Annotated in this window: 17 protein-coding genes and 1 other RNA gene; 8 read left to right on the top strand and 10 right to left on the bottom strand. The window is 61.7% G+C overall.

Annotated features, from left to right (window positions below; genetic code table 11):
- Positions 1–49 precede the first annotated feature (49 nt).
- Both HGSM_RS05800 and HGSM_RS05805 read left to right on the top strand, forming a co-directional pair.
- Complete coding sequence (locus HGSM_RS05800; RefSeq protein WP_019147804.1) at positions 50–961, top strand: Nif3-like dinuclear metal center hexameric protein; 912 nt, start codon at positions 50–52, stop codon at positions 959–961.
- Positions 962–1,002: 41 nt separating this feature from the next.
- Complete coding sequence (locus HGSM_RS05805) at positions 1,003–1,761, top strand: zinc ribbon domain-containing protein (RefSeq protein WP_040594783.1); 759 nt, start codon at positions 1,003–1,005, stop codon at positions 1,759–1,761.
- 64 nt (positions 1,762–1,825) lie between these two features.
- Here HGSM_RS05805 and HGSM_RS05810 read toward each other — a convergent pair whose 3' ends face one another.
- Positions 1,826–2,608, bottom strand: coding sequence for a YaaA family protein (locus tag HGSM_RS05810; protein WP_019147806.1), 783 nt, complete (start codon positions 2,606–2,608; stop codon positions 1,826–1,828).
- A 127-nt stretch (positions 2,609–2,735) separates the two neighbouring features.
- On the opposite strand from HGSM_RS05810, the gene rnpB reads away from it, so the two are divergent.
- Positions 2,736–3,100, top strand: an RNA gene (gene rnpB / locus HGSM_RS13720) — RNase P RNA component class A.
- Between the two features lie 81 nt (positions 3,101–3,181).
- Here the strand turns inward: rnpB and ppgK are convergent.
- Entirely contained in the window at positions 3,182–3,982 is an 801-nt protein-coding gene (ppgK, locus tag HGSM_RS05815) for a polyphosphate--glucose phosphotransferase (RefSeq protein WP_019147807.1), read from the bottom strand.
- Positions 3,979–4,851, bottom strand: coding sequence for a type I methionyl aminopeptidase (map, locus tag HGSM_RS05820; protein WP_019147808.1), 873 nt, complete (start codon positions 4,849–4,851; stop codon positions 3,979–3,981). The genes ppgK and map overlap by 4 nt, the downstream gene beginning before the upstream one ends.
- A 144-nt stretch (positions 4,852–4,995) precedes the next feature.
- Between map and HGSM_RS05825 the strand changes: the two genes are divergently transcribed.
- Positions 4,996–5,178 (top strand): hypothetical protein, encoded by a 183-nt coding sequence (locus tag HGSM_RS05825; protein ID WP_019147809.1) that lies wholly within the window; start codon positions 4,996–4,998, stop codon positions 5,176–5,178.
- Between the two features lie 64 nt (positions 5,179–5,242).
- Here HGSM_RS05825 and panB read toward each other — a convergent pair whose 3' ends face one another.
- Complete coding sequence (panB, locus tag HGSM_RS05830) at positions 5,243–6,103, bottom strand: 3-methyl-2-oxobutanoate hydroxymethyltransferase (RefSeq protein WP_019147810.1); 861 nt, start codon at positions 6,101–6,103, stop codon at positions 5,243–5,245.
- 136 nt (positions 6,104–6,239) lie between these two features.
- Positions 6,240–7,907 (bottom strand): NAD+ synthase, encoded by a 1,668-nt coding sequence (locus tag HGSM_RS05835; protein ID WP_019147811.1) that lies wholly within the window; start codon positions 7,905–7,907, stop codon positions 6,240–6,242.
- A gap of 81 nt (positions 7,908–7,988) precedes the next feature.
- Here HGSM_RS05835 and HGSM_RS05840 point away from each other — a divergent pair, with 81 nt between their 5' ends.
- Positions 7,989–9,323 carry a glutamine synthetase family protein gene (locus HGSM_RS05840; protein WP_019147812.1) on the top strand — a complete coding sequence of 445 codons (1,335 nt, stop codon included), beginning with the start codon at positions 7,989–7,991 and terminating at the stop codon, positions 9,321–9,323.
- 61 nt (positions 9,324–9,384) lie between these two features.
- Positions 9,385–12,561, top strand: coding sequence for a bifunctional [glutamine synthetase] adenylyltransferase/[glutamine synthetase]-adenylyl-L-tyrosine phosphorylase (locus tag HGSM_RS05845; protein ID WP_019147813.1), 3,177 nt, complete (start codon positions 9,385–9,387; stop codon positions 12,559–12,561).
- Between the two features lies 1 nt (position 12,562).
- Here HGSM_RS05845 and HGSM_RS05850 read toward each other — a convergent pair whose 3' ends face one another.
- Positions 12,563–13,882, bottom strand: coding sequence for an AI-2E family transporter (locus HGSM_RS05850; RefSeq protein ID WP_230197503.1), 1,320 nt, complete (start codon positions 13,880–13,882; stop codon positions 12,563–12,565).
- A 285-nt stretch (positions 13,883–14,167) separates the two neighbouring features.
- Positions 14,168–15,592: a type I glutamate--ammonia ligase gene (glnA, locus tag HGSM_RS05855; RefSeq protein WP_019147815.1), complete on the bottom strand. Its 1,425-nt coding sequence runs from the start codon at positions 15,590–15,592 to the stop codon at positions 14,168–14,170.
- 214 nt (positions 15,593–15,806) lie between these two features.
- Here glnA and HGSM_RS05860 point away from each other — a divergent pair, with 214 nt between their 5' ends.
- Positions 15,807–16,256 (top strand): RDD family protein, encoded by a 450-nt coding sequence (locus HGSM_RS05860; protein WP_040594786.1) that lies wholly within the window; start codon positions 15,807–15,809, stop codon positions 16,254–16,256.
- A gap of 241 nt (positions 16,257–16,497) precedes the next feature.
- Here HGSM_RS05860 and HGSM_RS05865 read toward each other — a convergent pair whose 3' ends face one another.
- Positions 16,498–17,241: a DUF4191 domain-containing protein gene (locus HGSM_RS05865; RefSeq protein ID WP_019147817.1), complete on the bottom strand. Its 744-nt coding sequence runs from the start codon at positions 17,239–17,241 to the stop codon at positions 16,498–16,500.
- A 225-nt stretch (positions 17,242–17,466) separates the two neighbouring features.
- Here HGSM_RS05865 and HGSM_RS05870 point away from each other — a divergent pair, with 225 nt between their 5' ends.
- Positions 17,467–18,831 carry a hypothetical protein gene (locus tag HGSM_RS05870; RefSeq protein WP_019147818.1) on the top strand — a complete coding sequence of 455 codons (1,365 nt, stop codon included), beginning with the start codon at positions 17,467–17,469 and terminating at the stop codon, positions 18,829–18,831.
- 11 nt (positions 18,832–18,842) lie between these two features.
- Here HGSM_RS05870 and HGSM_RS05875 read toward each other — a convergent pair whose 3' ends face one another.
- Positions 18,843–19,778 carry a TIGR01777 family oxidoreductase gene (locus tag HGSM_RS05875; protein WP_019147819.1) on the bottom strand — a complete coding sequence of 312 codons (936 nt, stop codon included), beginning with the start codon at positions 19,776–19,778 and terminating at the stop codon, positions 18,843–18,845.
- Between the two features lie 121 nt (positions 19,779–19,899).
- Positions 19,900–21,091 (bottom strand): 2-oxoglutarate dehydrogenase, E2 component, dihydrolipoamide succinyltransferase (sucB, locus tag HGSM_RS05880; protein WP_040594787.1); only part of this gene is annotated, 1,192 nt, incomplete at its 5' end.

Genomic DNA, 21,091 nt, shown 5'->3' on the forward strand with positions numbered 1-21,091 from the left:
GTCTGCGTGTGGCCACGTCTCCCGTAGTCTCGGCCGCTAGACTTGAACAATGTCCTCGCAGACCACACCCAGTTCACACCAGGCAACACTTGCGGACGTCCTCGAGGTGCTTGAGCGCCTCTATCCGGCCGAGCTCGCGGAGAGCTGGGACAAGCCGGGCCTGTCCGTGGGTAATCTCGCGGCCCCCGTTTCCAAGGTGTACCTCGCGCTTGACGCAACCCGCGCCGTGGTTGAGGACGCGATCGCGTGGGGCGCAGACCTGATTGTCACGCATCACCCGTTCCTGTTCACCGCGCTGGGCGCGGTGACAACCCAGTCCGACCGTGGCGCTTCCATCTACCGACTCATCTCTTCCGGGTGCGCTCTGTTTTCCGCGCACACCAACGCCGATTCGGCTCGCCGTGGCGTCAATGACGCGCTCGCGGATCGCCTCGGACTCGTGGACACCCGCCCACTGACCCCAACAATTAACGACGATTCACTCGGCCTAGGCAGGATCGGTCGCCTTCCGGCGCCGTTGCGCCTCGAGGAGTTTGCCACCCTGGTGGCGAACGCCCTGCCGCAGGCTGCGCAGGGCATCCGGGTGGTTGGCCCGCAGGACGCCACGGTCTCCACAGTCGCCGTCCTTGGGGGATCCGGCGGCTCGCTCCTCGAGGAAGCCGCCGCGAGCGGCGCCGACGTCTACCTCACCTCGGATCTCAAGCACCACGACGTGCTCGACTTTGTGGAGGCGCGGGCCAACTCCGCAACCACAGCGCCGGGTGCGGACGCGGGACCAACCCGCACGATCGTCGAAAAGCCTTTTCTCATTGACTCGGCCCACTGGGCCAGCGAGTCGGTCTGGCTGCCGTATGCGGCAGCCGATCTTGCGGACGCGCTAGCGGCCGCCGGGACGCCGATTGAGACGAGGGTCAGCGATATCACTACCGATCCGTGGACGTTTCACGTGCGCGCCAACTAAAGTCAGACACGAACAACTACCGCGTGCGGAAGGACCCCACCGTGGCAAATGCCCCCGTTGCAGATCAACGCCAACTCCTCGAAGTCCAGGCTCTAGACACCAAGCTTGGGCAGCTTAAGCACCAGCACGGCACCCTCCCTGAACGTGGCACAGTTGACGAGATCAGCGGCCAGATCAAGGACCTTTCAGGCGCTCTCACCGCGTCCCGCACCGCAGCATCGGACCTGACGCGCGAGCTGACCAAGGCCGAGTCGGACGTGGAGCAGGTCACCACAAGGCTTCAGCGCAACCAGGCTCGCCTCGACTCAGGTGGCGCGTCCGCGAAGGAAGCGCAGGCTCTCGTAGCCGAGAATGAATCGCTGACCAGGCGTTTTGGTGCGCTTGAGGAGGCGCAGCTCGAGGTCATGGAGCGCCTCGAGGCGCACAAGGACACCCTGGACAAGGTCGAGGAGGCCAACTCCGGCATGGAGGCCGCGCTTGAAGAGGCCAACGCCAAGCTGCGCGCCGCCATTGAGGCCATCAACGAGCAGGCCCGTGCCACGATCGAGGAGCGCAAGAAGGCCGCCGAGGGTCTCGACGAAGGGCTGCTCGCGCTGTATGACAAACTCAGGGCTCAGCTCGGAGGAGTGGGTGCCGCCGCTCTTGTAGGTGGACGCTGTGGCGGTTGCCGCCTCACCATCAACCCGCAGGAACTCGATGCAATCAAGGCCGCTCCCGAGGATAAGATCGTGCGCTGCGACGAATGCGGACGCATTCTCGTGCGTGTTCCGGAGCCGGTTTCGCCGCTTGCGGCCGAGTAATCCGCTGGACATTCGGTGAGGGGTGGTCCGCAGTTCTGTGAACTGCGGACCACCCCTCACTTTTTTACTGCTTTACAACGATCTCTAGAGTGAACACGCCCGGTGCACCCGGGTGGAGGGACACTTCAAAGAAGTCTTCACACCCGCGCGCTGCCTTCAGGAGGTCGTGTGCTGTGCGCGGCGGGTTGCCACGCCGTGTCAACAGGTGACGGGCGAGCACACCGCGAGTGTGTTTTGCGTTGTGAGAGACCACCGAGCGTTTCCCGTTTAGTTCCCGTAGGACTTTGACTTGGACCCAGTCGCTGTCCAACGCGGCGGGCTTGGGCTTCCATGCGGACACGTAACTGGAGGATCGGCAGTCCACGATGACTGTGTTGGCGGCGATGGGGGAGAGTTCAGGCTCGAGGTGCTTGCGCCAGAGCGCGCCGAGGCTTCCCAGTTCGCCCAGGCTCACTCCCATCGAGAGCCGGTATGCAGGGATTGCATCGGCGGGGGAGACCGCGCCCCACAGGCCAGAGATGATGCGTACCGATTCGTCCGCCCGTGCGCTCTGTGTCGGGGTCATACTTCCCAGCGCCAGGGCGTCGAACAGGACACCTGTGTAGACCTCGCGCGCTGGCGCAGCGGGCTCCACCCGCAGAGACACGTTCTTCTCGACCTCTGCGGCAAGGGACGCGCCGACGCCAAGTAATTCAAGTGCGTTGGGCGCCTTGGATACCGTGGCAAGCTCATCGAGAACTCGTTGCCGGGTAGCGTTGAGGCCAGGGTGAGTGAGAGTCGACAGTTCAAGAGCGGGGCCGCTCGTGGGCGCCGTCTTGCCCTCGGACGGTGGAAGAAGAATGAGCACACCCCAAGCCTAGCCGTGAAGTGCGGGGCGCCCCGGCGAGCGGCATGGGCAGAGGGGAAACTCACAGCGCGCGCGAGCCGGTTGTGCATGTGGGCATGCAAAATGCGCGTAACCTTGAGGTTGCGGATGAGATAGCTAGGCAACCGCGTGCCGCGTAAGCGGCCCGAGGAACGTCCGGGCTCCATAGAGCAGGGTAGTGGGTAACACCCACCCGGGGTAACCCGCGGGAAAGTGCCACAGAAAACAGACCGCCCACCTAGGTGGGTAAGGGTGAAAAGGTGGTGTAAGAGACCACCAGTGCCCTAGGTGACTAGGGCAGCTAGGTAAACCCCACCCGGAGCAAGGCCAGACAGGACGCGTTGAAGCTGCTCGCTGAGCGTTCGGGTAGGCTGCTTGAGCCCCTGGGTAACCATGGGCCTAGATGGATGGTTGCCAGCTTGGATCGAGTAATCGCCCAAGCCACAAAACCCGGCGTATCGGCTATCTCATCCGCTTTTTCGTGCCCAAAAACGCACTGAAAAAGGACCCCGGCCGAAGCCGAGGTCCTTTCCCACAGTGTGCTGAGCGTTAAGACTAGTCCTTCTTGGCCTTCTTCTTGCCGGCCTTGCGTCCGTGGCGGGCACGGTCCGCCGCGTAGGCGGCAGCACCGGAGATACCTGCGGCGTTGCGGAGTTCGGCCGGGATGATCTTGGCGCGCAGGTCCAGCAACGGCAGGAACTCCTTGTGGTGCTTGGACACTCCACCGCCGACCACAATGAGGTCAGGGCTGAGCAGAAGTTCCACGTGCGAGAAGTAACGCTGCAGGCGGGCGGCCCACACCTCCCAGCTCAGGTCTTCGCGGGTGCGCGCAGAGTCGGCCGCGCGGGACTCGGCGTCAAAGCCGTCGAGTTGCAGGTGACCCAGCTCAGTGTTGGGTACTAGGTGACCCTCCACGATCAGTGCCGAGCCGATCCCGGTGCCAAGCGTGGCAAGGAGTACTACGCCGTCAGTGTCCTTGGCTGCGCCATACTTCACCTCGGCAAATCCCGCAGCATCCGCGTCGTTGAGCGAGTACACGGTCCGCCCGGTGGCCTCGGAGATGAGCTTCTCAATGTTGCGGCCCTCCCACGACGGGTCGAGGTTAGCGATCTTCAATACAACGCCGTGGTCCAACGGCGCAGGGAACGCTACCCCAATGGGTACGTCTGCGGGTAGGTCGAACTCCTCGAGAAGTTCCTTCACCACCTCGCATACTGCCTCGGGGGTTGAGTTCTCCGGGGTCGGGATGCGGACGCGTTCACCGAGGAACTCGCCGGTCTCTACATCAACGGGCGCACCCTTGATGCCGCTTCCTCCGATGTCAATGCCGAATGCAAGCTTCTGCTCTTTGCTCATGGCAGGGTTAGAACCTCCGCGCCGGTCTCTGTTACGAGAATCGTGTGTTCGAATTGTGCGGTGCGCTTCTTGTCTTTGGTTACCACGGTCCAGCCGTCATCCCACACATCCGCTTCGATTGTGCCGAGTGTAAGCATAGGCTCAATCGTGAAAACCATGCCCGGTTCGATAACCGTGTTGTACATCGGTGCGGAATCGTAATGTGGAATGATCAGGCCGGTGTGGAACGCCTCGCCCACGCCATGCCCCGTGTAGTCGCGCACGGAGCCGTAGCCGAACCGGCTCGCGTACTTCTCAATGACGCGCCCGATGACGTTGACCTCGCGGCCGGGCTTCACGGCTTTGATCCCGCGGGCTAGCGCCTCGCGGGTTCGTTCAATGAGTAACGACGATTCTTCGTCGATCTGCCCCACACCAAACGTTGCGTTGTTGTCACCGTGGACACCGTGAATGAAGGCGGTGATGTCAATGTTGACGATGTCGCCCTCAACAAGCACCTGGTCATCGGGAATGCCGTGGCAGATGACCTCATTGATGGACGAGCACAGCGACTTGGGGAAACCGCGGTAGCCGAGGGTCGACGGGTAGGCGCCATGGTCGAGCATGTACTCGTGACCAATACGGTCGAGCGCGTCCGTGGTGATGCCGGGAACGATGCTTCGCCCCACCTCTTCGAGAGCCGCCGCTGCGATCTGTGAGGCCACCCGAATGTTCGCGATCGTGTCCGGATCGACTACGTCCGAGCCCTCGAAAGGCGCGGGTCCCGGGTGGCCCACATACTCGGGGCGCGCAATCGAACGGGGCACGGAAAGTTCGGGGGAGATGGAGCCTGCAACGATGGGATCAAAGGTGGAACGCTGTGGTGACATGCTTCCATTCTAGGTTGCGCCGGCGAGCCGGCCGAAGCGGGCACTTCGACGAGGCCAAAGCCCGTCGAACTGCGCGTGTTGCGTGATCGTTTGGGCTAACCTCGAAGGAAGGTAGGTCGGAATCCCAATTCAACGGAGAATGCGATGGCAAAGTACTACTACGACACCAAGAACGGGCGCGTGGTTAAGGGCGGGCTCATGAGTTGGTGGAACAAGATGGGGCCGTACAGGACCGCCGAGGAAGCCTCCCGAGCCCTAGAGATCGCCCAGAACCGCACGACGGCCTGGGACGAAGCGGATCAGGAGTATAGGGACGAAGACGAGTGAATCGTCGAAAATAAAAAGGTGTGGGGAGCGGTTCCAGAGAACCGCTCCCCACACCCACATCTGACTACTTTTCGAACGTGTGCTCAGGACCAGGGAACGCCTGAGACTTGACCTCACCGATGTAGTCGGTGGCAGCTGCGCGAAGCGCGGCGCCCACCGCGCCGAACTGCTTGGCGAACCGAGGCGACCAGTCGCCCATTCCGGCCATATCCAGCCAGACCAGGACCTGGCCGTCCACGTCCTTGCCTGCCCCAATACCAATGGTCGGGATGGCGAGGATCTCACTCACGCGGGCTGCAACCGGCGCCGGGACCATCTCGAGGACCACGGCGCTCGCGCCGGCCTCCTGGAGTGCTAGTGCATCCTGGCAGAGCTGCTCGGCAGCCGCATCAGAACGAGCCTGGACGCGCTTGCCGCCAAGCATGTTTTCGGACTGTGGCGTCAGGCCGAGGTGGCCGATAACGGGGATGCCAGACTGGGTCAGGAGCTTGACGTGGGCGGCAATGCGCTGACCACCCTCGATCTTGACCGCCTGAGCGCCCGAGCCCTTCATCATGGCCGCAGCGGAGGTAAACGCCTGCTCGGGCGAGGCCTCATACGAACCAAACGGAAGGTCTGCAACGACCATGGCGTACTTGGTTGCGCGTGCTACGGATCGGGCAGCCACGATCATCTCGTCGAGCGTGACGGGGATGGTGTTCTCGTGCCCGAGCATGTTGTCGCCGATGGAGTCGCCCACCAGCAACAGGTCAACACCCGCGTCATCAAAAATGCGGGCAGTGACACCGTCATACGCGGTCAACATTGTGAGCTTATCGCCGGCTTCCTTGCGCGCGACAAAGTCCTGCACGCGAAAGCGCTTGCGCTTTGGCGCATCGCCAGCAGGGGTCCCGGCTGGCACTGTGGAAGAAACGTTCTCGGTCATGTGAGTTCTCGCCTCAAAATCAAAGACATTCGGAGCTTGGGCTCCCGTACTTACTAGCCTAGTCGCCAAACGGGATCGCGGGTCACCGGATGAATGGTGACCCGCGCCCTTGCGACTCTTACGTGTTGCGCCGGTGTTACTGCTCGTTCTGTGGTTCACGCCAGCGCGAGGTGATTGGCACGCGGCGGTCGCGGCCGAACGCGAGGGCCGTGACCTTTGGGCCGAGCGGGTACTGGCGGCGTTTCCACTCTGCTCGGTCAACGAGCGAAACTACCTTGTCCACAACCTCGGGCTTGAAGCCACGAGCCTCGAGTTCCTGACGTCCCTCGGAGTTCTCAATGTGAGCATCGAGGACCGCGTCTAGGAGATCGTATGGAGGCAGCGAGTCCTGGTCGACCTGGCCTGGACGAAGCTCCGCCGAAGGTGGCTTGGTAATCGAGCTCTCAGGGATGGGCGGGATCTCGCCGTTGTCGATTGCGTGGTTGTTGCGCCAGCGTGAAAGCTCCCACACCCGCGACTTGTCCACGTCCTTGATGGGGGCGTATCCACCCACCGCGTCGCCGTAGATCGTGGAGTAGCCCACCGCCAACTCGGACTTGTTGCCCGTGGCAATCACGAGGTGGCCGTGCATGTTGGATGCGGCCATGAGGATAATCCCGCGGACGCGTGCCTGCAGGTTCTCCTCCGAGACTCCCTCGAGGTGGAGTTGGCCTTGGAAGGCGTCAACCATCGGTGCGATGGGCTGGACCGTGTAGTGGGCGCCAATGCGCTTGGCCAGGTCCTCTGCGTCGTCTTTGGAGTGGTCGGACGAGTACACGGACGGCATGGAGATTCCGTACACGTTCTCGCCGCCGATCGCGTCCGCGCAGATCACGGCCACAATTGCGGAGTCGATTCCACCCGACAGTCCGAGTACGACCGACTTGAAGCCGTTCTTGGTGATGTACCCGCGAAGTCCCGTGACCACGGCCTGGTAGACCTCGTGATCGTTCTCGAGCTCCGGCGCGATCTCCCCGTAGTGCGGTTCGTTGTCGTCCTCCGCGAGGTCCCACAGGAGCAGGTGCTCGGTGAACATTGGTGCGCGAGCCAGGACCTCGCCACCTGGGGCAACCACAAAAGATCCGCCGTCAAACACCAGGTCGTCCTGGCCGCCGGTGGAGTTCGCGTAGATAAGGGGAGCGCCTACCGCCTTTGCGCGGCGCTGGGCTAGTCCGAGGCGAACGTCTGACTTGCCCTCCTCAAACGGGGAACCATTGAGGGTGATCAGCGCGGAGATACCGAGTTTCTCCAGCTCGGCCACTGGGCCACCGTCCTGCCAGATGTCCTCGCAGATGGCCAAGCCAAGGCGGCGGCCCTTCACGTCAATCACCGTTGTGGTGTCGCCGGAAGCAAAGATGCGGAACTCGTCAAACACGCCGTAGTTGGGGAGGTGGTGCTTGTCGTAAGCCGCCTCGATCAGGCCGTGGCTCAGGACCGCGGCACGGTTGGTCGGACGGTCCATGGGCACGTGGTCGCTCAGAGTGAGCGCACCCAACGAACCCACGATCACTCGAAGGTCACCCAGACCCTCGCTGTTGAGCTGCTCGGCGGTTTCGTGCAACGCAGCCTCAGCCGCACGCTGGAATGAGGCCCGCAGCGCGAGGTCCTCAATGGGGTATCCCGTGATTGTCATCTCCGGGAAAACCACGACGTCGGCGTTCTGCTCGGCGGCCTTACGCGACCATTCGAGAATCTTCGAGACGTTACCTTCGATGTCACCAACACATGTGTCGATCTGCGCGATCGCAATTCGTAGCTCAGCCATGCAAATAACCTTATGCGTTTTCCTGAGATTTTTTGCGCGTCCACTCGTTTCTCAGCCGCAATATCAGGCAAGATGTAATCCATGGATAGGCAACAGGAGTTCGTGCTACGCACGGTAGAAGAGCGTGACGTCAGGTTCGTGCGGTTGTGGTTTACCGATGTCTTGGGAATGCTCAAGTCGGTTGCCATCGCACCAGCCGAACTCGAGTCAGCGTTCGAAGAAGGAATCGGATTCGACGGAAGCGCCATCGAGGGCCTGACTCGAGTCTACGAAGCCGACATGATTGCGCGCCCAGACCCAACAACGTTCTCGTTGCTTCCGTGGCGCGGTGAGACGCAGGGAACTGCTCGCATGTTCTGCGAGATTTTGACGCCGGATGGCGTTCCTTCCCTCGCCGACTCCCGCAACGTGCTCAAGCGCGCGATGGACAAGGCAAGTGAGAAGGGCTTCACCTTCTACACTCACCCCGAGGTCGAGTTCTACCTGTTTGAGCAGCCCGTGGACGAGGGACGTCTGGTTCCCATCGACCACGGAGGCTACTTTGACCACGTCGCGCGCCCAGCTGGACACGACTTCCGCCGCCAGGTCATCACGATGCTTGAGTCCATGGGAATCTCCGTGGAGTTCTCCCACCACGAGGCCGGACCCGGTCAAAACGAGATCGACCTGCGCTACGCCGACGCTCTCAACACCGCCGACAACCTCATGACCTTCCGCACTGTCGTCAAGGAGGTTGCGCTAGAGCAGGGCGTGTTTGCATCCTTCATGCCAAAGCCGCTCGCGGACCAGCCCGGCTCCGGCATGCACACCCACTTCTCGCTGTTCGAGGGTGACCGCAACGCTTTCTACGAACCGGGTGCGCAGTACGAACTCTCCAAGACTGGACGCCAGTTCATCGCGGGCCTGCTGCACCACGCAGCCGAGATCACCGCTGTGACCAACCAGTACGTGAACTCGTACAAGCGCCTGTGGGGCGGAGCAGAAGCTCCCTCCTACGTGTGCTGGGGCCACAACAACCGTTCCGCACTCGTGCGCGTGCCGATGTACAAGCCGGGCAAGTCAAACTCCTCGCGCATCGAGTACCGCGCGATCGACACCGCAGCCAACCCGTACCTCGCGTACGCTCTCACGCTCGCTGCCGGCCTCAAGGGAATTGAGGAAGGCTACGACCTCCCAGAGGCAACCGAGGACGACGTGTGGAGCCTCACCGATGCAGAGCGCCGCGCGCTGGGCATCAAGCCGCTTCCACAGAACCTCGACTCCGCGCTCAACATCATGGAGTCCTCGGAGCTCGTTGCCGAGACTCTCGGGGAGCACGTCTTCGAGTACTTCCTCAAGAACAAGCGTGCCGAGTGGGACGAGTACCGCAGTCAGGTAACCCCATACGAAATCAAGAGGCTCCTACAGGTCCTCTAACCGCAAAGGCGCCGGCATCGTCGGCGCCTTTGTCGTTCCCGTTCTTTGCGCAAGGAAAGCAATGATTGACCCATCGCGTACGACGACAGTTACGGGACGCCTCATCCGGATGGGCGTGTCCAATGCCGCACGGGCGGAAAAACTGTGTTCAGACCCCGACCTGATCCAGGTGCTAGGCCCCATTGATTCGGTGCACCCACTACTTGAGGCGCTGACCTTTTGTGCAGACCCGGATCTCGGGCTGCTGAGCATCGTCCGACTGTGTGGGTCCCTTGTAGCTGGCCGCGATGAGACCGATGGCGCAGAGCGGGGGAGCGCTCCCGACTATAAGGGGCTGATCGCTTCCCTTCGCGGAGTGATTGCGCCCGTTGGCGACTCGAGCGAATCCGAGGCAACTGAGGATCGCGACCAGCAGATCCGCCGAATCTTCTCTGTGTTTGGCCAGTCCGTTGCGCTCGCCGATGAGGTCATACGCCACCCCGAGCTCCTGAATGACCTTCTCGATCTGACGCCCGGCATTGGCGTGGACGCCAAGTTGGTGCGAGCTAGGATGCTCAAGGCCGTGGATGCGGACCCGACCGAGCCTGTGCCGGTAGCTGGGATGACCCGGGAGGGCGCCACACCTGACAACCCGGGGATCTCAACCGACGAGTACACCTCACGCATGCGCCGAGAGTACCGCCGTACGATCCTGCGCATCGCGGCAACGGACCTTGCCTCGAACGAACCGCTGTCGATCCTTCCGGCGATCGCTGCGGCGCTCGCGGACCTTGCGTCTGCCGCACTCGAGGCCGCGTTGGCCATTGCTCGCGCCAAGCAGGACGACCACGCCCTGTCCGCGCGAATCGCCGTGATCGGAATGGGTAAGACCGGTGGGCGGGAGCTCAACTACATCTCCGATGTCGACGTTATCTACGTAGTCGAGCCTGCAGAGGGGCACGATGAGGACGTAGCGCTCGCAGCCGGAACCCAGCTCGCCTCAGACCTTGCGCTCGTGTGCGGTTCCCCGGGTGACGAACCTGCTCTGTGGGCCGTGGACGCTGCGCTCCGTCCGGAGGGGAAGCAAGGGCCACTCGTGCGAACCCTTGCCAGCCACGTCCAGTACTACGAGCGTTGGGCCAAGACCTGGGAGTTCCAAGCGCTGCTCAAGGCACGCCACGTGGCGGGTGACGTGGAGTTGGGCCGCGCGTACGTGGACAAGATGAACCCCATGGTGTGGGCGGCAGTCACGCGCGAAAACTTTGTGGAGGACGCCCAAGCGATGCGCCGGCGCGTGGAGAACCACGTTAAGCCTGCCGAGGCGGAGCGGCAGATCAAGCTGGGCAAGGGCGGACTACGAGACGTAGAGTTCACAGTTCAACTGCTTCAACTCGTGCACGGTCGCCTTGATGAGTCAATTCGCAGCTCCAGTACCCTCACCGCGCTGGCTGACCTTGCTACAGCCGGCTATGTTGGGCGCGAGCACGCCGCGGAACTTGCCGTGTGCTATCGCTTCCTGCGGGCGATCGAGCACCGCGTCCAACTGCGCCAACTCCACCGCACTCACCTCATGCCCACGGCCCCACACGAGATTGAGGTGTTGGCGCGCGCCATGGGCATGCGACGCAACGGCTCCGAGGAGCTCATGGGACGCTGGCGGACAACCAAGCGCGAGGTCCGGTCCCTGCACGAGGCACTGTTCTACCGACCGCTCCTGCCGGCCACCGCGCAACTGTCTGCAGAAGAGGCCACGCTCGCTCCTGAAGCGGCTGCTGAGCGTCTCAAGGCGATCGGATACCGGGATCCCGTGGGCGCGCTCAAGCACATCAAGGCGCTGTCAGAGGGTGTGAGCAGGCGCGCTGCGATTCAGCGGCAGCTGCTGCCGGTCATGCTCGGCTGGTTTGCGGATGGTGCGGCGCCAGACGCCGGCCTCCTTGCGTTTCGTCGGCTTTCCGACAAGCTGGGCAGCACCCACTGGTACCTCAAGTTGCTGCGTGACTCAGGTTCGGCGGCCCAGCGCCTTGCGTTTGTGCTGTCCACCTCGGCGTATGTTGCTGACGCGATCAGCCAGTCGCCGCTTTCCATCACGTGGTTTGACGACGATGCGGATCTGGCGATCCGATCTATAGATCGGCTGAATGCCGAGATCGATGCGATTCTCACGCGCGCCGATGACCCTTCAAACGCCATTACTTCCGTGCGCGCGCTGCGTCGCAGGGAACTTGCCCGCATCGCCTGCGCGGAACTACTCACAGACATTGCTCCGCAAGATGCTGCCCACGGCATCTCTGACGCGGCGGATGCGACGCTTGGAGGCGCGCTACGCATCGCACACCACGAGGCACGCAAGGTGCGGGGGCTGGCCGAGGGCAGTGAACCATCACAACTCGCCATTATCGCGATGGGGCGCATGGGTGGGCGAGAAATGGGCTACGGCTCGGACGCCGATGTCATGTTCGTCTACGAGATCACCGAGGGCGCGGATCCTGCGGAGGCGGGTGCGTATGCGCTCGAGGTCGCCAGGACCGTTCGTAGGTTGCTCACCGAAACGAACGAGGAGCCGCCCCTGGCCGTTGATGCAGACCTGCGGCCAGAGGGCCGCAATGGTCCTCTCGTGCGATCGTTCGAGTCCTATGCCGAGTACTACGGCAGATGGTCCGAGGCGTGGGAGAGCCAAGCACTTTTGCGAGCGCGACCCGTTGCGGGAAGCGAAGAACTCGGGCAGCGGTTTGTTGAGCTGATCAACCCCTTGCGCTACCCAGCGGACAGCATTGACGCCAACACGCTTCGCACCATCCGAAAGGTCAAGGCGCGCGTGGAGTCGGAGCGGCTGCCTCGAGGCGTGACACCGACACGACACCTCAAATTGGGCAGGGGCGCGATCTCCGATGTGGAGTGGCTCGTCCAGCTGTTCCAACTCCAGCACGGGGCACGAGTCGAAGGGCTGCAAACAACGGAGACCCTCGCAGGCCTCGAGGCAGCCCGCGCAGCGGGGCTCATGACGGACCGCGACGCGGAGACCCTACGTGCCGCCTGGGTATTTGCATCGAGCCTACGCGACGCCCTTGTGCTGTGGACTGGGCGGATCGGTGGCGCGGCCGCAGATGTGCTGCCTTCGGACCGGACAATGCTCAGCGGAATCGGCCGTGTCCTCAAGTACCCCGTTGGCGAGGCATCGGCGGTGGAGGAAGACTACCTTCGCACCGCGCGCCGGGCCCGCAACGTCATGGAGACGCTTTTCTACGGTGACCCGGAGTAAATCAGTCCTCGCTCTTTTCAGCGTCGCCGACGCCGTCCTGTTCATCGTTTTCGGAAGGGTTGGCTGAGCTCCGTGCGCTCAATGGATCGCGAAGCATTTCGGAATCGATGAGCTCGTGGCGGCGTAGGTAAGTCGAGCTGATCGCCTGAATTGTTGCGGCAATCGGTAGCGCCAAGAACGCGCCCAACGCGCCAAATACGGCTCCGAATGCGAGCACGACAATAAACGAGACTGCCGGGTTGAGCGAGAGTGCCCTTGCCGAGATTTTTGGGGCGAGAAGCAGATTCTCAAACTGCTGGTACAACACGATGAAAATCAGGATACCGAGCGCGCCAAACATGTCGCCGTTCGTGAGCGCAAAAATGATGGGCAGCGCGCCACCGATGTAGGTACCGATGGTTGGTACGAACTGCGAGACAACTCCCGTGAACACCGCGAGCGGCAGCGCGTATGGGATGCCAATGATCTGAAGGAAGATCGCAGTACACACCGAGGAAATGAACGCGAGCACAACTCGCGAGTTGATGTAGTCCGAAATCTTGCGCTGCGTGATGTCCCATAGGCGCAGAACCTCGGTCTGACGGGCGGGGCTCAGCCAGGCACAAATAGAGGCACGGAAGCGTGGGCCCGCTGCAGCCAAGTAGTACGCAACTAGCAAGACCACTGACGTATTGAAGAGGACACCCAGCAGGCTAGCGCCGATAGCGAGCGCCTGGTTCGCGGCGTCTCCACCGTAGTCATTGATGAGTTGGCGCTGAAGCTCGCTCATCTCCGGGATGTTGATGTCGATGCGCTTCTCAATCCAGGTAGCCACCGAGTCATATGTGTCTGGAAGCGATGAGATGAGTTGACCGGCTTGGTCAATAAACATTCCGCCAAATAGCGTGAGGATCGCTCCCACAAGGAGGAGCAGACCTATCAACGTCGCGATCGTTGCAGCGCCGCGGCGCCACCCCTTGCGAACCAGCCACAGGATGATGGGCTCCATGGCAAGGGCTAGGAAGAGAGCGATCACGAGGTTGATGAACAGCCCAGTGAGCGATCCCATTGCACGCCAGATAAAGATGCCAATGAACACGGTGGCGACGCTCATGATGAGCGCCCGCTTCATCCATCGTGGGGGACGGGCAGCCCGATACCAGTCAGGCAGGTCGTAGAAGTGGACCTCGTGGGCTTGCTCGTCCGAGTAGAGCGCATTGACTGCCTGGTTGAGTTCCTCATCCCGGGTATCTTCCACGCCTCTGTTCGGCCCGTGGTGGTGCGAGGTGGAAGCTTCCCCAGAAGTGGGACGGGCGCTCTTGAACCGGTCGAAGAATTTCACTATGGGTCCTTATGGGCTTGCACGGCGGTTGAGTGAACCGAAGCGCTGACTGCGGGCATCGTACGAAGCCTACACAACGAAACTATACCGACGGGGTAGGTTCTGCCACGACGATACCGCGTCGATTCGGCTACGACTCGGCGACGGCCCGTGGCCGAGTCAGGTCACGGCCTCTGCACGGGCGCAAAGCACAACGGACGGCCCAATCGCCATTGGGCCGTCCGTGTGTCAGCTAGTGGAAGCCTGGAGGGACTTCACTCAGCAGTGCGCATCAAAGGTGGATGCTTAAACGTCGTAGTAGAGCTCGAACTCGTATGGGTGAGGACGTAGACGCATTGGGTCGATTTCCTTCTCGCGCTTGTACGCGATCCAAGTTTCGATGAGGTCTTCAGGGAAGACATCGCCCACGGTAAGGAAGTCGTGGTCTGCCTCGAGTGCGTCGAGTGCCTCTTCGAGCGACGCTGGGACCTGCTCAATGAGAGCGTGCTCCTCTGGAGGAAGCTCGTAGAGGTCCTTGTCGACTGGCTCTGGTGGCTCGATGCGGTTCTTGATGCCGTCAATACCCGCAAGCAGCTGCGCTGCGAACGCGAGATATGGGTTCGCCGTTGGGTCTGGCACGCGGAACTCGACGCGCTTTGCCTTGGGGTTCGATCCGGTGACGGGGATGCGGATACATGCGGAGCGGTTACGCGCCGAGTACACGAGGTTGACTGGGGCCTCGTAGCCTGGAACCAAGCGACGGAACGAGTTCACCGATGGGTTGGTGAAGGCAAGAAGCGCTGGAGCGTGCTTCAGGAGTCCACCGATGTACCAGCGAGCCATGTCGGAGAGTCCGCCGTAGCCCTTCTCGTCGAAGAACAGTGGCTTGCCGTCCTTCCACAGAGACTGGTGGCAGTGCATGCCGGATCCGTTGTCGCCGAAGATTGGCTTTGGCATGAAGGTGACTGACTTGCCCTGCTCCCATGCGGAGTTCTTCACGATGTACTTGAACTTCATCAGGTCATCGGCGGCCGCGGTCAGGGTGTCGAACGTGTAGTTGATTTCCTGCTGACCGGCAGTTCCGACCTCGTGGTGCGCGCGCTCAACCTTGAGGCCAACCTCTTCGAGGCGCTCGCAGATCTCGTCACGGAAGTCAGCAAAGTGGTCGTTAGGGGAGACCGGGAAGTAGCCACCCTTGACGCGGGTCTTGTAACCCTTGTTGTGGCCCTCTTCTTCACGTCCCATGTTCCACGCTGCGGTGTTCGACTCGATTTCGTAGAAGGTCGAACCTGGGGTGGTCTGGTAGCGGATGCCGTCGAAGGCGTAGAACTCGGCCTCAGGGGCGAAGAACGCAGTGTCAGCGATTCCGGTGGACTTCAGGTAGGCCTCTGCCTTTGCGGCCACGTTGCGTGGGTCGCGGGAGTAAGGCTCGGAGGTGAATGGGTCCACGATAGAGAAGTTCACCACGAGGGTCTTCTGCTTGCGGAATGGGTCGATGTAAGCGGTGGTTACGTCTGGGACGAGCTTCATGTCGGACTCGTGGATTGCCTGGAATCCGCGAATCGACGAGCCGTCGAACATCATGCCTTCTGTGAATGCAGAATCATCGAACTGTGCGGTCGGCACGTTGAAGTGCTGCATCTGACCTGGCAAATCGCAGAAGCGAACGTCAACAAACTTGACGCCCTCTTCGTTCACGTAGGCGATTGCCTCCTGCGCGGTCTTAAACATCCGAGTCTCCTTGTTCGGGGGAGCCAATTTCTTAGGCTACGTAGAACACTATGGGACGGGAGTTTCTTTGGGGTGTACCTGTTGTTTCGCCCATGTTACACAGCACCACTCTGTGTGACATTCATGTGGCATGACGGGGATTTTCCGGCCCTGTGAGATAGGTTACTTGCTCCGCGAATCTCAGATAATGGTGACTGCCGCGTACGATTCAAGTGTGGCTTCACGTAAACAATTTGGTTCTTGGCTCGATGGCACTCCCGAGGGCAACTCTGAAACGTCTGCACAGCGTGCCGACCGCTTGGGCCTGCCCGAGAGCGGTCCAGGCTCCCAAGCCGGCCTAGGCAGGCGGCTGGTTGGCCTGTCGGTGGACTGGCTCGCAGCCAGCGTGGTGTCGTGGCTGCTGTTCGACTACAACTCCATGGCGACCCTTGCGGTGTTCGCCCTCCAGCACTTCTTGTTTGTGTCATCGCTCGGTTACTCGATCGGCCACTTTGTGGCCGGCCTGCGCGTCCGCCCCGAAGAATCGGGCAACTCGTTCGTCGGCTTTGTGCGCGGTTTCCTGCGCACTGCGCTGCTGTGCCTGGTTGTCCCCGCAGTTGTGTGGGACGGTGACGGCCGCGGCCTCCATGACAAGGCAGCCCGCACCTACATCGTTCGCCGCTAGTTGCGATTCTGTGGCCGGTCCCATACGGGTCCGACCATTTTTTGTTGGCGCCGCAGCGCCATGAACTGATTTTCGACGATCGACTTGGGTCCCAGCACCATCTCACTAAACTGCGGACCCACGTGAGGTGCCTAGCCAACGTGAGTCGATCGTCGGGAATCAAAGCGTCACTCGAAAAACAAAAAGCGGAGGGCCACCCGGCAATGCCGGGCGGCCCTCCGCAGTACATCAAGGTGCGCGACTAGCGCATTCCGCGACGGTCTGGGCGTGCGCGGGTTGGGTCGATGCCCTTAGGAATCGGAAGTTGCATGCGGCCGATTGCGGTGAGGCGCTTGTCGACCTCTGCGAGCTCAGCCTTGGTCAGCTTTGGCTTGAGGCGTTGAACCTCGCGGGTCAGCTTGGGAAGTGGAGTCTGGCCCTCCTCGTTTCCGGTGTGGAAAACGTGGAGTGGAACGTTTGGAAGCATGCGAGAGAGACGCTTAGTCTCCTTCTCAGCCAGACGGCCAGCTGCCTTAGCGGGACCTTCGGTGACGATCACTACGCCTGCACGGCCAACACCGCGGAAAAGAAGTGCCTGAGTCTTGGCGTCAAATGCGGCGGGTTCCTCTGGGAAGCTCCAGCCGCGGCGCAACGTACCGAGGGCTGCGCGAGCAGCACCAGGCTGACCCTCGATGAGGCTGTACTGAACAGTCTCCGCGCGGCGTGCGAGCACGAACATCGCAGCGAGTGGCGCGAACATGAGGCCGATGATGCCCATGTAGATCATCATTCCGGTGCCCGCGCGGAAAATAAGCGCGAGGATCAGGAAGAGCGCGAGGACTCCAAGCGCGGAACCCCAGATGTACCAGCGTGACTTCGGGTCGTTCTCAACCGTCAGCTTGTAGACGTCCCAGACCTGGTGATACCAGCGGGTCTTCTTGGGTTTCTTCTGCTTAGGAGCAGTGGAAGCGGCGACTGCGTCGTCGGAAGTGTTCTTTCGAGCCATGCTCACTAGTCTAATAGGTTTCTGCATGGCAAATTACAGGGCTTAGGGGACGACTTGACGTGAGATTGCTCGTACTTGCCCAGTTTCGACCAAATCTCCGGATGCGTACATCGGTAGCCCGAGCACCTTCTGGGAGGAGCGCAAGTGCGCCTGTGGACGATGGATGGAGAGTTTTCTCCTGTGGATACGCTCCTGCGAAGCGCCAAAGTGCGGTTGTCTAGGAACGTGCGAAACCTATCGGAACACGACATCCAGCAGCTCCACGACGCGGGGATGACCCTGCTGGCCCCACTATCGGGCCACAGCGGCGACAACCTGCTACCCACGTATGAAGGCCTGACCGTTCATGGGCTCAACGTACACATCCAGTTCCTCGCACTCGGGCAGGCCGATGAACTGGAAGCGCGGCGGGAGTACTGGGCCGAAGTCATCACGAGAACTGCCCAGCTCCGGCACGAGACGTGGTTCCAACCGATCCTGCAGAGCGTCGACCTCGGTGACATTTGCGCAGTTGCAGTCGAGCCGGGCACCCCGCTCGAACTCTTAGCACAGGAGGAGCGGCTCGATCTTGATCAGGCCGTTTCGCTCCTGCATGCAGTAGCGCAGGCACTCCTGACACTGGGGCACGTGGGTATTCGCCCGCTTCGGTTGAGAGCAAGAGACCTCGTTGTCGCGGAGGACAGAACCTTCCGCGTATCACCCTTTACCGAGTTTTCGTTCACGGAGGGTAGCGGCGGGCGCCAAGCCGGAAGCGGTCCACTCGAGGTCATCCTCGGACTGCTATCTGAGCTCTCAGAGAGGGGGCTGGCCAGCAACGACGAGGTAAACCTGCTCTCCGGTATCACTAGGTCGGTGAGCGAGGGGGAGACCGGCGCCTACGCGGTTGGCGATCTCATACTCGCGCTCGACAGCGTTGCCCTGTGTCGACTCGCCGGCACACAACCGGCCCAGGACGGTCCGAAGCTCGCGCCGACGACGGGGCCTCGATGGCGTCCTCCTGCAGCGACTTCCGTTCCAGTGCGCGAGCCGCGTAGGAACCCGCGGAGGCTGGCGCTTGCGCTGGGGCTGGTCGGTGCCTTTGCCGCCCTAGGCTTTGGCCTGTACGCGGGCGTGTGGAAGGGGGGTCTCGGAGGTGGGCAGGAGGCAACACCACCCAGCAAGCGTGTGAGCCCGCTCAATCGAGCAGTTACCGATGGCACGGTGATCGTGAACGAGAAGTCACTACTAACAACTCTGGTCACAGAACGCTTCACACGAATCGCCGAGCTCTCTAGCGATGATGCTGTAACCCAGTTCGATGGAATCGCAGTCAAGGGAGGCGAAGTCTGGCTGCAGTCAGCCGAGATCGTCGCGGCGTTGAGGGGCTCGGGCGAGGAACTCCTGAATCCGACCGTCGAACTCAACTCGGTGTCGGTCACCGACCGCACTACCGAGTCGATGACCGTAGAGGTGAACTACTCCATGGCGTCACAAATCAAGAGTGCAGACGGCGTAGTCGCTCCGGAAAGTACGGTCAAGGAGAATGTGAGGTTCAGTCTCCTGCGATCGAGCGACGGCTGGCTCCTCGAAACTGCAACGGCTATCGACTGAGCACACGTGGTCTAGCCGTCTTGGGAGACAACCCACTGTGCCATCTGGGAAACGTCAGTGTGCAAGAACTTAAAGTCCAAGGCCTTAAGGATCGTAGGTTCTACGCGAACGCCTGAGACGATCTCTGACGAAAACTCTCCAACAACGAGGCGCAAGGCAGGGGCGGGTACCTTGAAGAATGACGGCCTGTGGTAGGCGTGCGCAAGGGCGGCCGTCACCTCCTGGTTGGTTGCGGCTCCTGGGGAAACCAAGTTGACGGGGCCCCATGCGCGCTCGTCGTCGAGGATGTGCAGCATCGCGCGAACGTGATCCTCTAGTGTGATCCAACTCCACAGCTGGCTTCCAGACCCGAGCGGGCCGCCCACACCAAGCTTGAGCGGAAGCAGCAGTTTTTCGAGCGCGCCACCCTCGGGGCTCATCACGAGGCCGGTTCTCAGATAAGCCAGGCGTGTGCCCACCGTCATTGCGGGGTGCGCCGCCATTTCCCAACGCTCACACACAGAGGACAGGAAGGTGTCGCCGGGGTCGCTGCTCTCGTCAACCGTGTAGTTGGGAAAGCCGTAGTACCCGGTGGCGGAAGCGGACAGGAACGCCTCCGGGGGAGTCGATGAGTTCCGAATTGCGCGAGTGAGAGTCGTGGTTGCGTCGATTCGTGACTTCAGGATGTCGCGCTTGTACTGACGGTTCCATCGCTTGCCGCCGATACTAGCTCCAGCCAGGTTTATGACTGCGTCGGCATTGTCAACGATGTGCTGGTCCAACTGACCCGCGGAGGGGTCCCAGACCATGTCCTCGACTTGGCTATAGTGCTCGAGGTTTGAGGTTCCCGTGCTTGCCGGACGGCTGAGGCGAATGACGTGATCCCCGCGCTCCGCGAGTCTCCGCACGAGGTGGGTTCCGATGAGCCCGGACGCTCCTGCAATGACGATGTGCTTGTTCTGGGCCATCCATTAATCCTACGGGTAAAAGTGCATGTTTGCAGGTGGATGGCTCGCAGCATGGAAAAAGGATCGGGGTGGGGAACGCTTGCGCGTTCCCCACCCCGATCCTATGAAGTACTAGCGGACCTTACAGGCCGAGCTTGTCTTCGAAAGCACCCTCTTCAATACGAGCCTTTACAGCCGAGAGGAAGCGCGATGCGTCCGCGCCGTCCACGAGGCGGTGGTCGTACGAGATGGAGAGGTAGGTGAAGGTACGGATTGCGATGACGTCCTCGCCGTCCGAGCCCTTAACAACCGCTGGGCGCTTGACCATCGTGCCGGTACCCATGATCGCGGAGGTGCCGACTGGAACGATTGGAGTATCGAACAGCGCGCCACCGGAGCCGGTGTTGGTGATGGTGAAGGTCGCGCCGGACAGTTCGTCAGGCTTTACCTTGTTGTCGCGGGTGCGAGCACCAAGGTCACCGATCGACGAAGCAAAGCCCGCTAGGTCGAGGTCGCCAGCATTCTTGATGACAGGAACGAGGAGTCCGCGCTCGGTGTCAACCGCGATACCGATGTTTTCGGTGGCTGGGTAGGTGATGGTCTTGTCAGCAAGAACACCGTTGACCTTTGGGTAAGCCTGGAGCGCCTCGGTAGCAGCGAGTGCGTAGAACGAGAGGAACGTCAGGTTGGCGTTGTGCTTAGCCTTGAAGGCTTCCTTGACCTTAGTGCGCAGCTTGACGATGTTGGTGACATCGACCTCCATGACGGTGGTGAGCTGGGCCTGGGTCTGGAGTGCCTCGACCATGCGCTCTGCGATGATCTGGCGAAGACGGCTGGCCTTCTCGGTGGTTCCACGCAGTGGCGAAACTGGGAGAACGGTCGATGCCTTCTTTACCTCTCCAGCAGGAGCAGCGGCTGCAGGCGCAGCAGCGGCTGGAGCCGGAGTCGCGGCGGCGAGGACGTCTTCCTTACGGATACGTCCGCCAACGCCGGTTCCTGCAAGGGTGGAAAGGTCCACGCCCTTTTCAGCGGCAAGCTTGCGGACGAGAGGAGTGACGTAGCCGCCCTTCTTGACTGCGTCGGCTGCTGGAACTGCTGGAGCAGCAGGAACTGGTGCAGGTGCTGCTGGCGCTGCTGGAGCTGGTGCCGGTGCTGGAGCTGGTGCAGGAGCGGCAGGCGCTGCTGGTGCTGCTGGTGCCGGTGCTGCAACTGGCGCAGCAGCAGGTGCTGGTGCAGCGGCTGGAGCGGATCCGCCGATGATGGCGAGTGCGTCGCCAACCTCTGCGGTCTCGTCTTCCTGGACCAGAATCTGGGTCAGGACGCCTGCGAATGGT

Source organism: Timonella senegalensis JC301, assembly GCF_000312125.1.
Classification (GTDB): Bacteria; Actinomycetota; Actinomycetes; order Actinomycetales; family Cellulomonadaceae; genus Timonella; species Timonella senegalensis.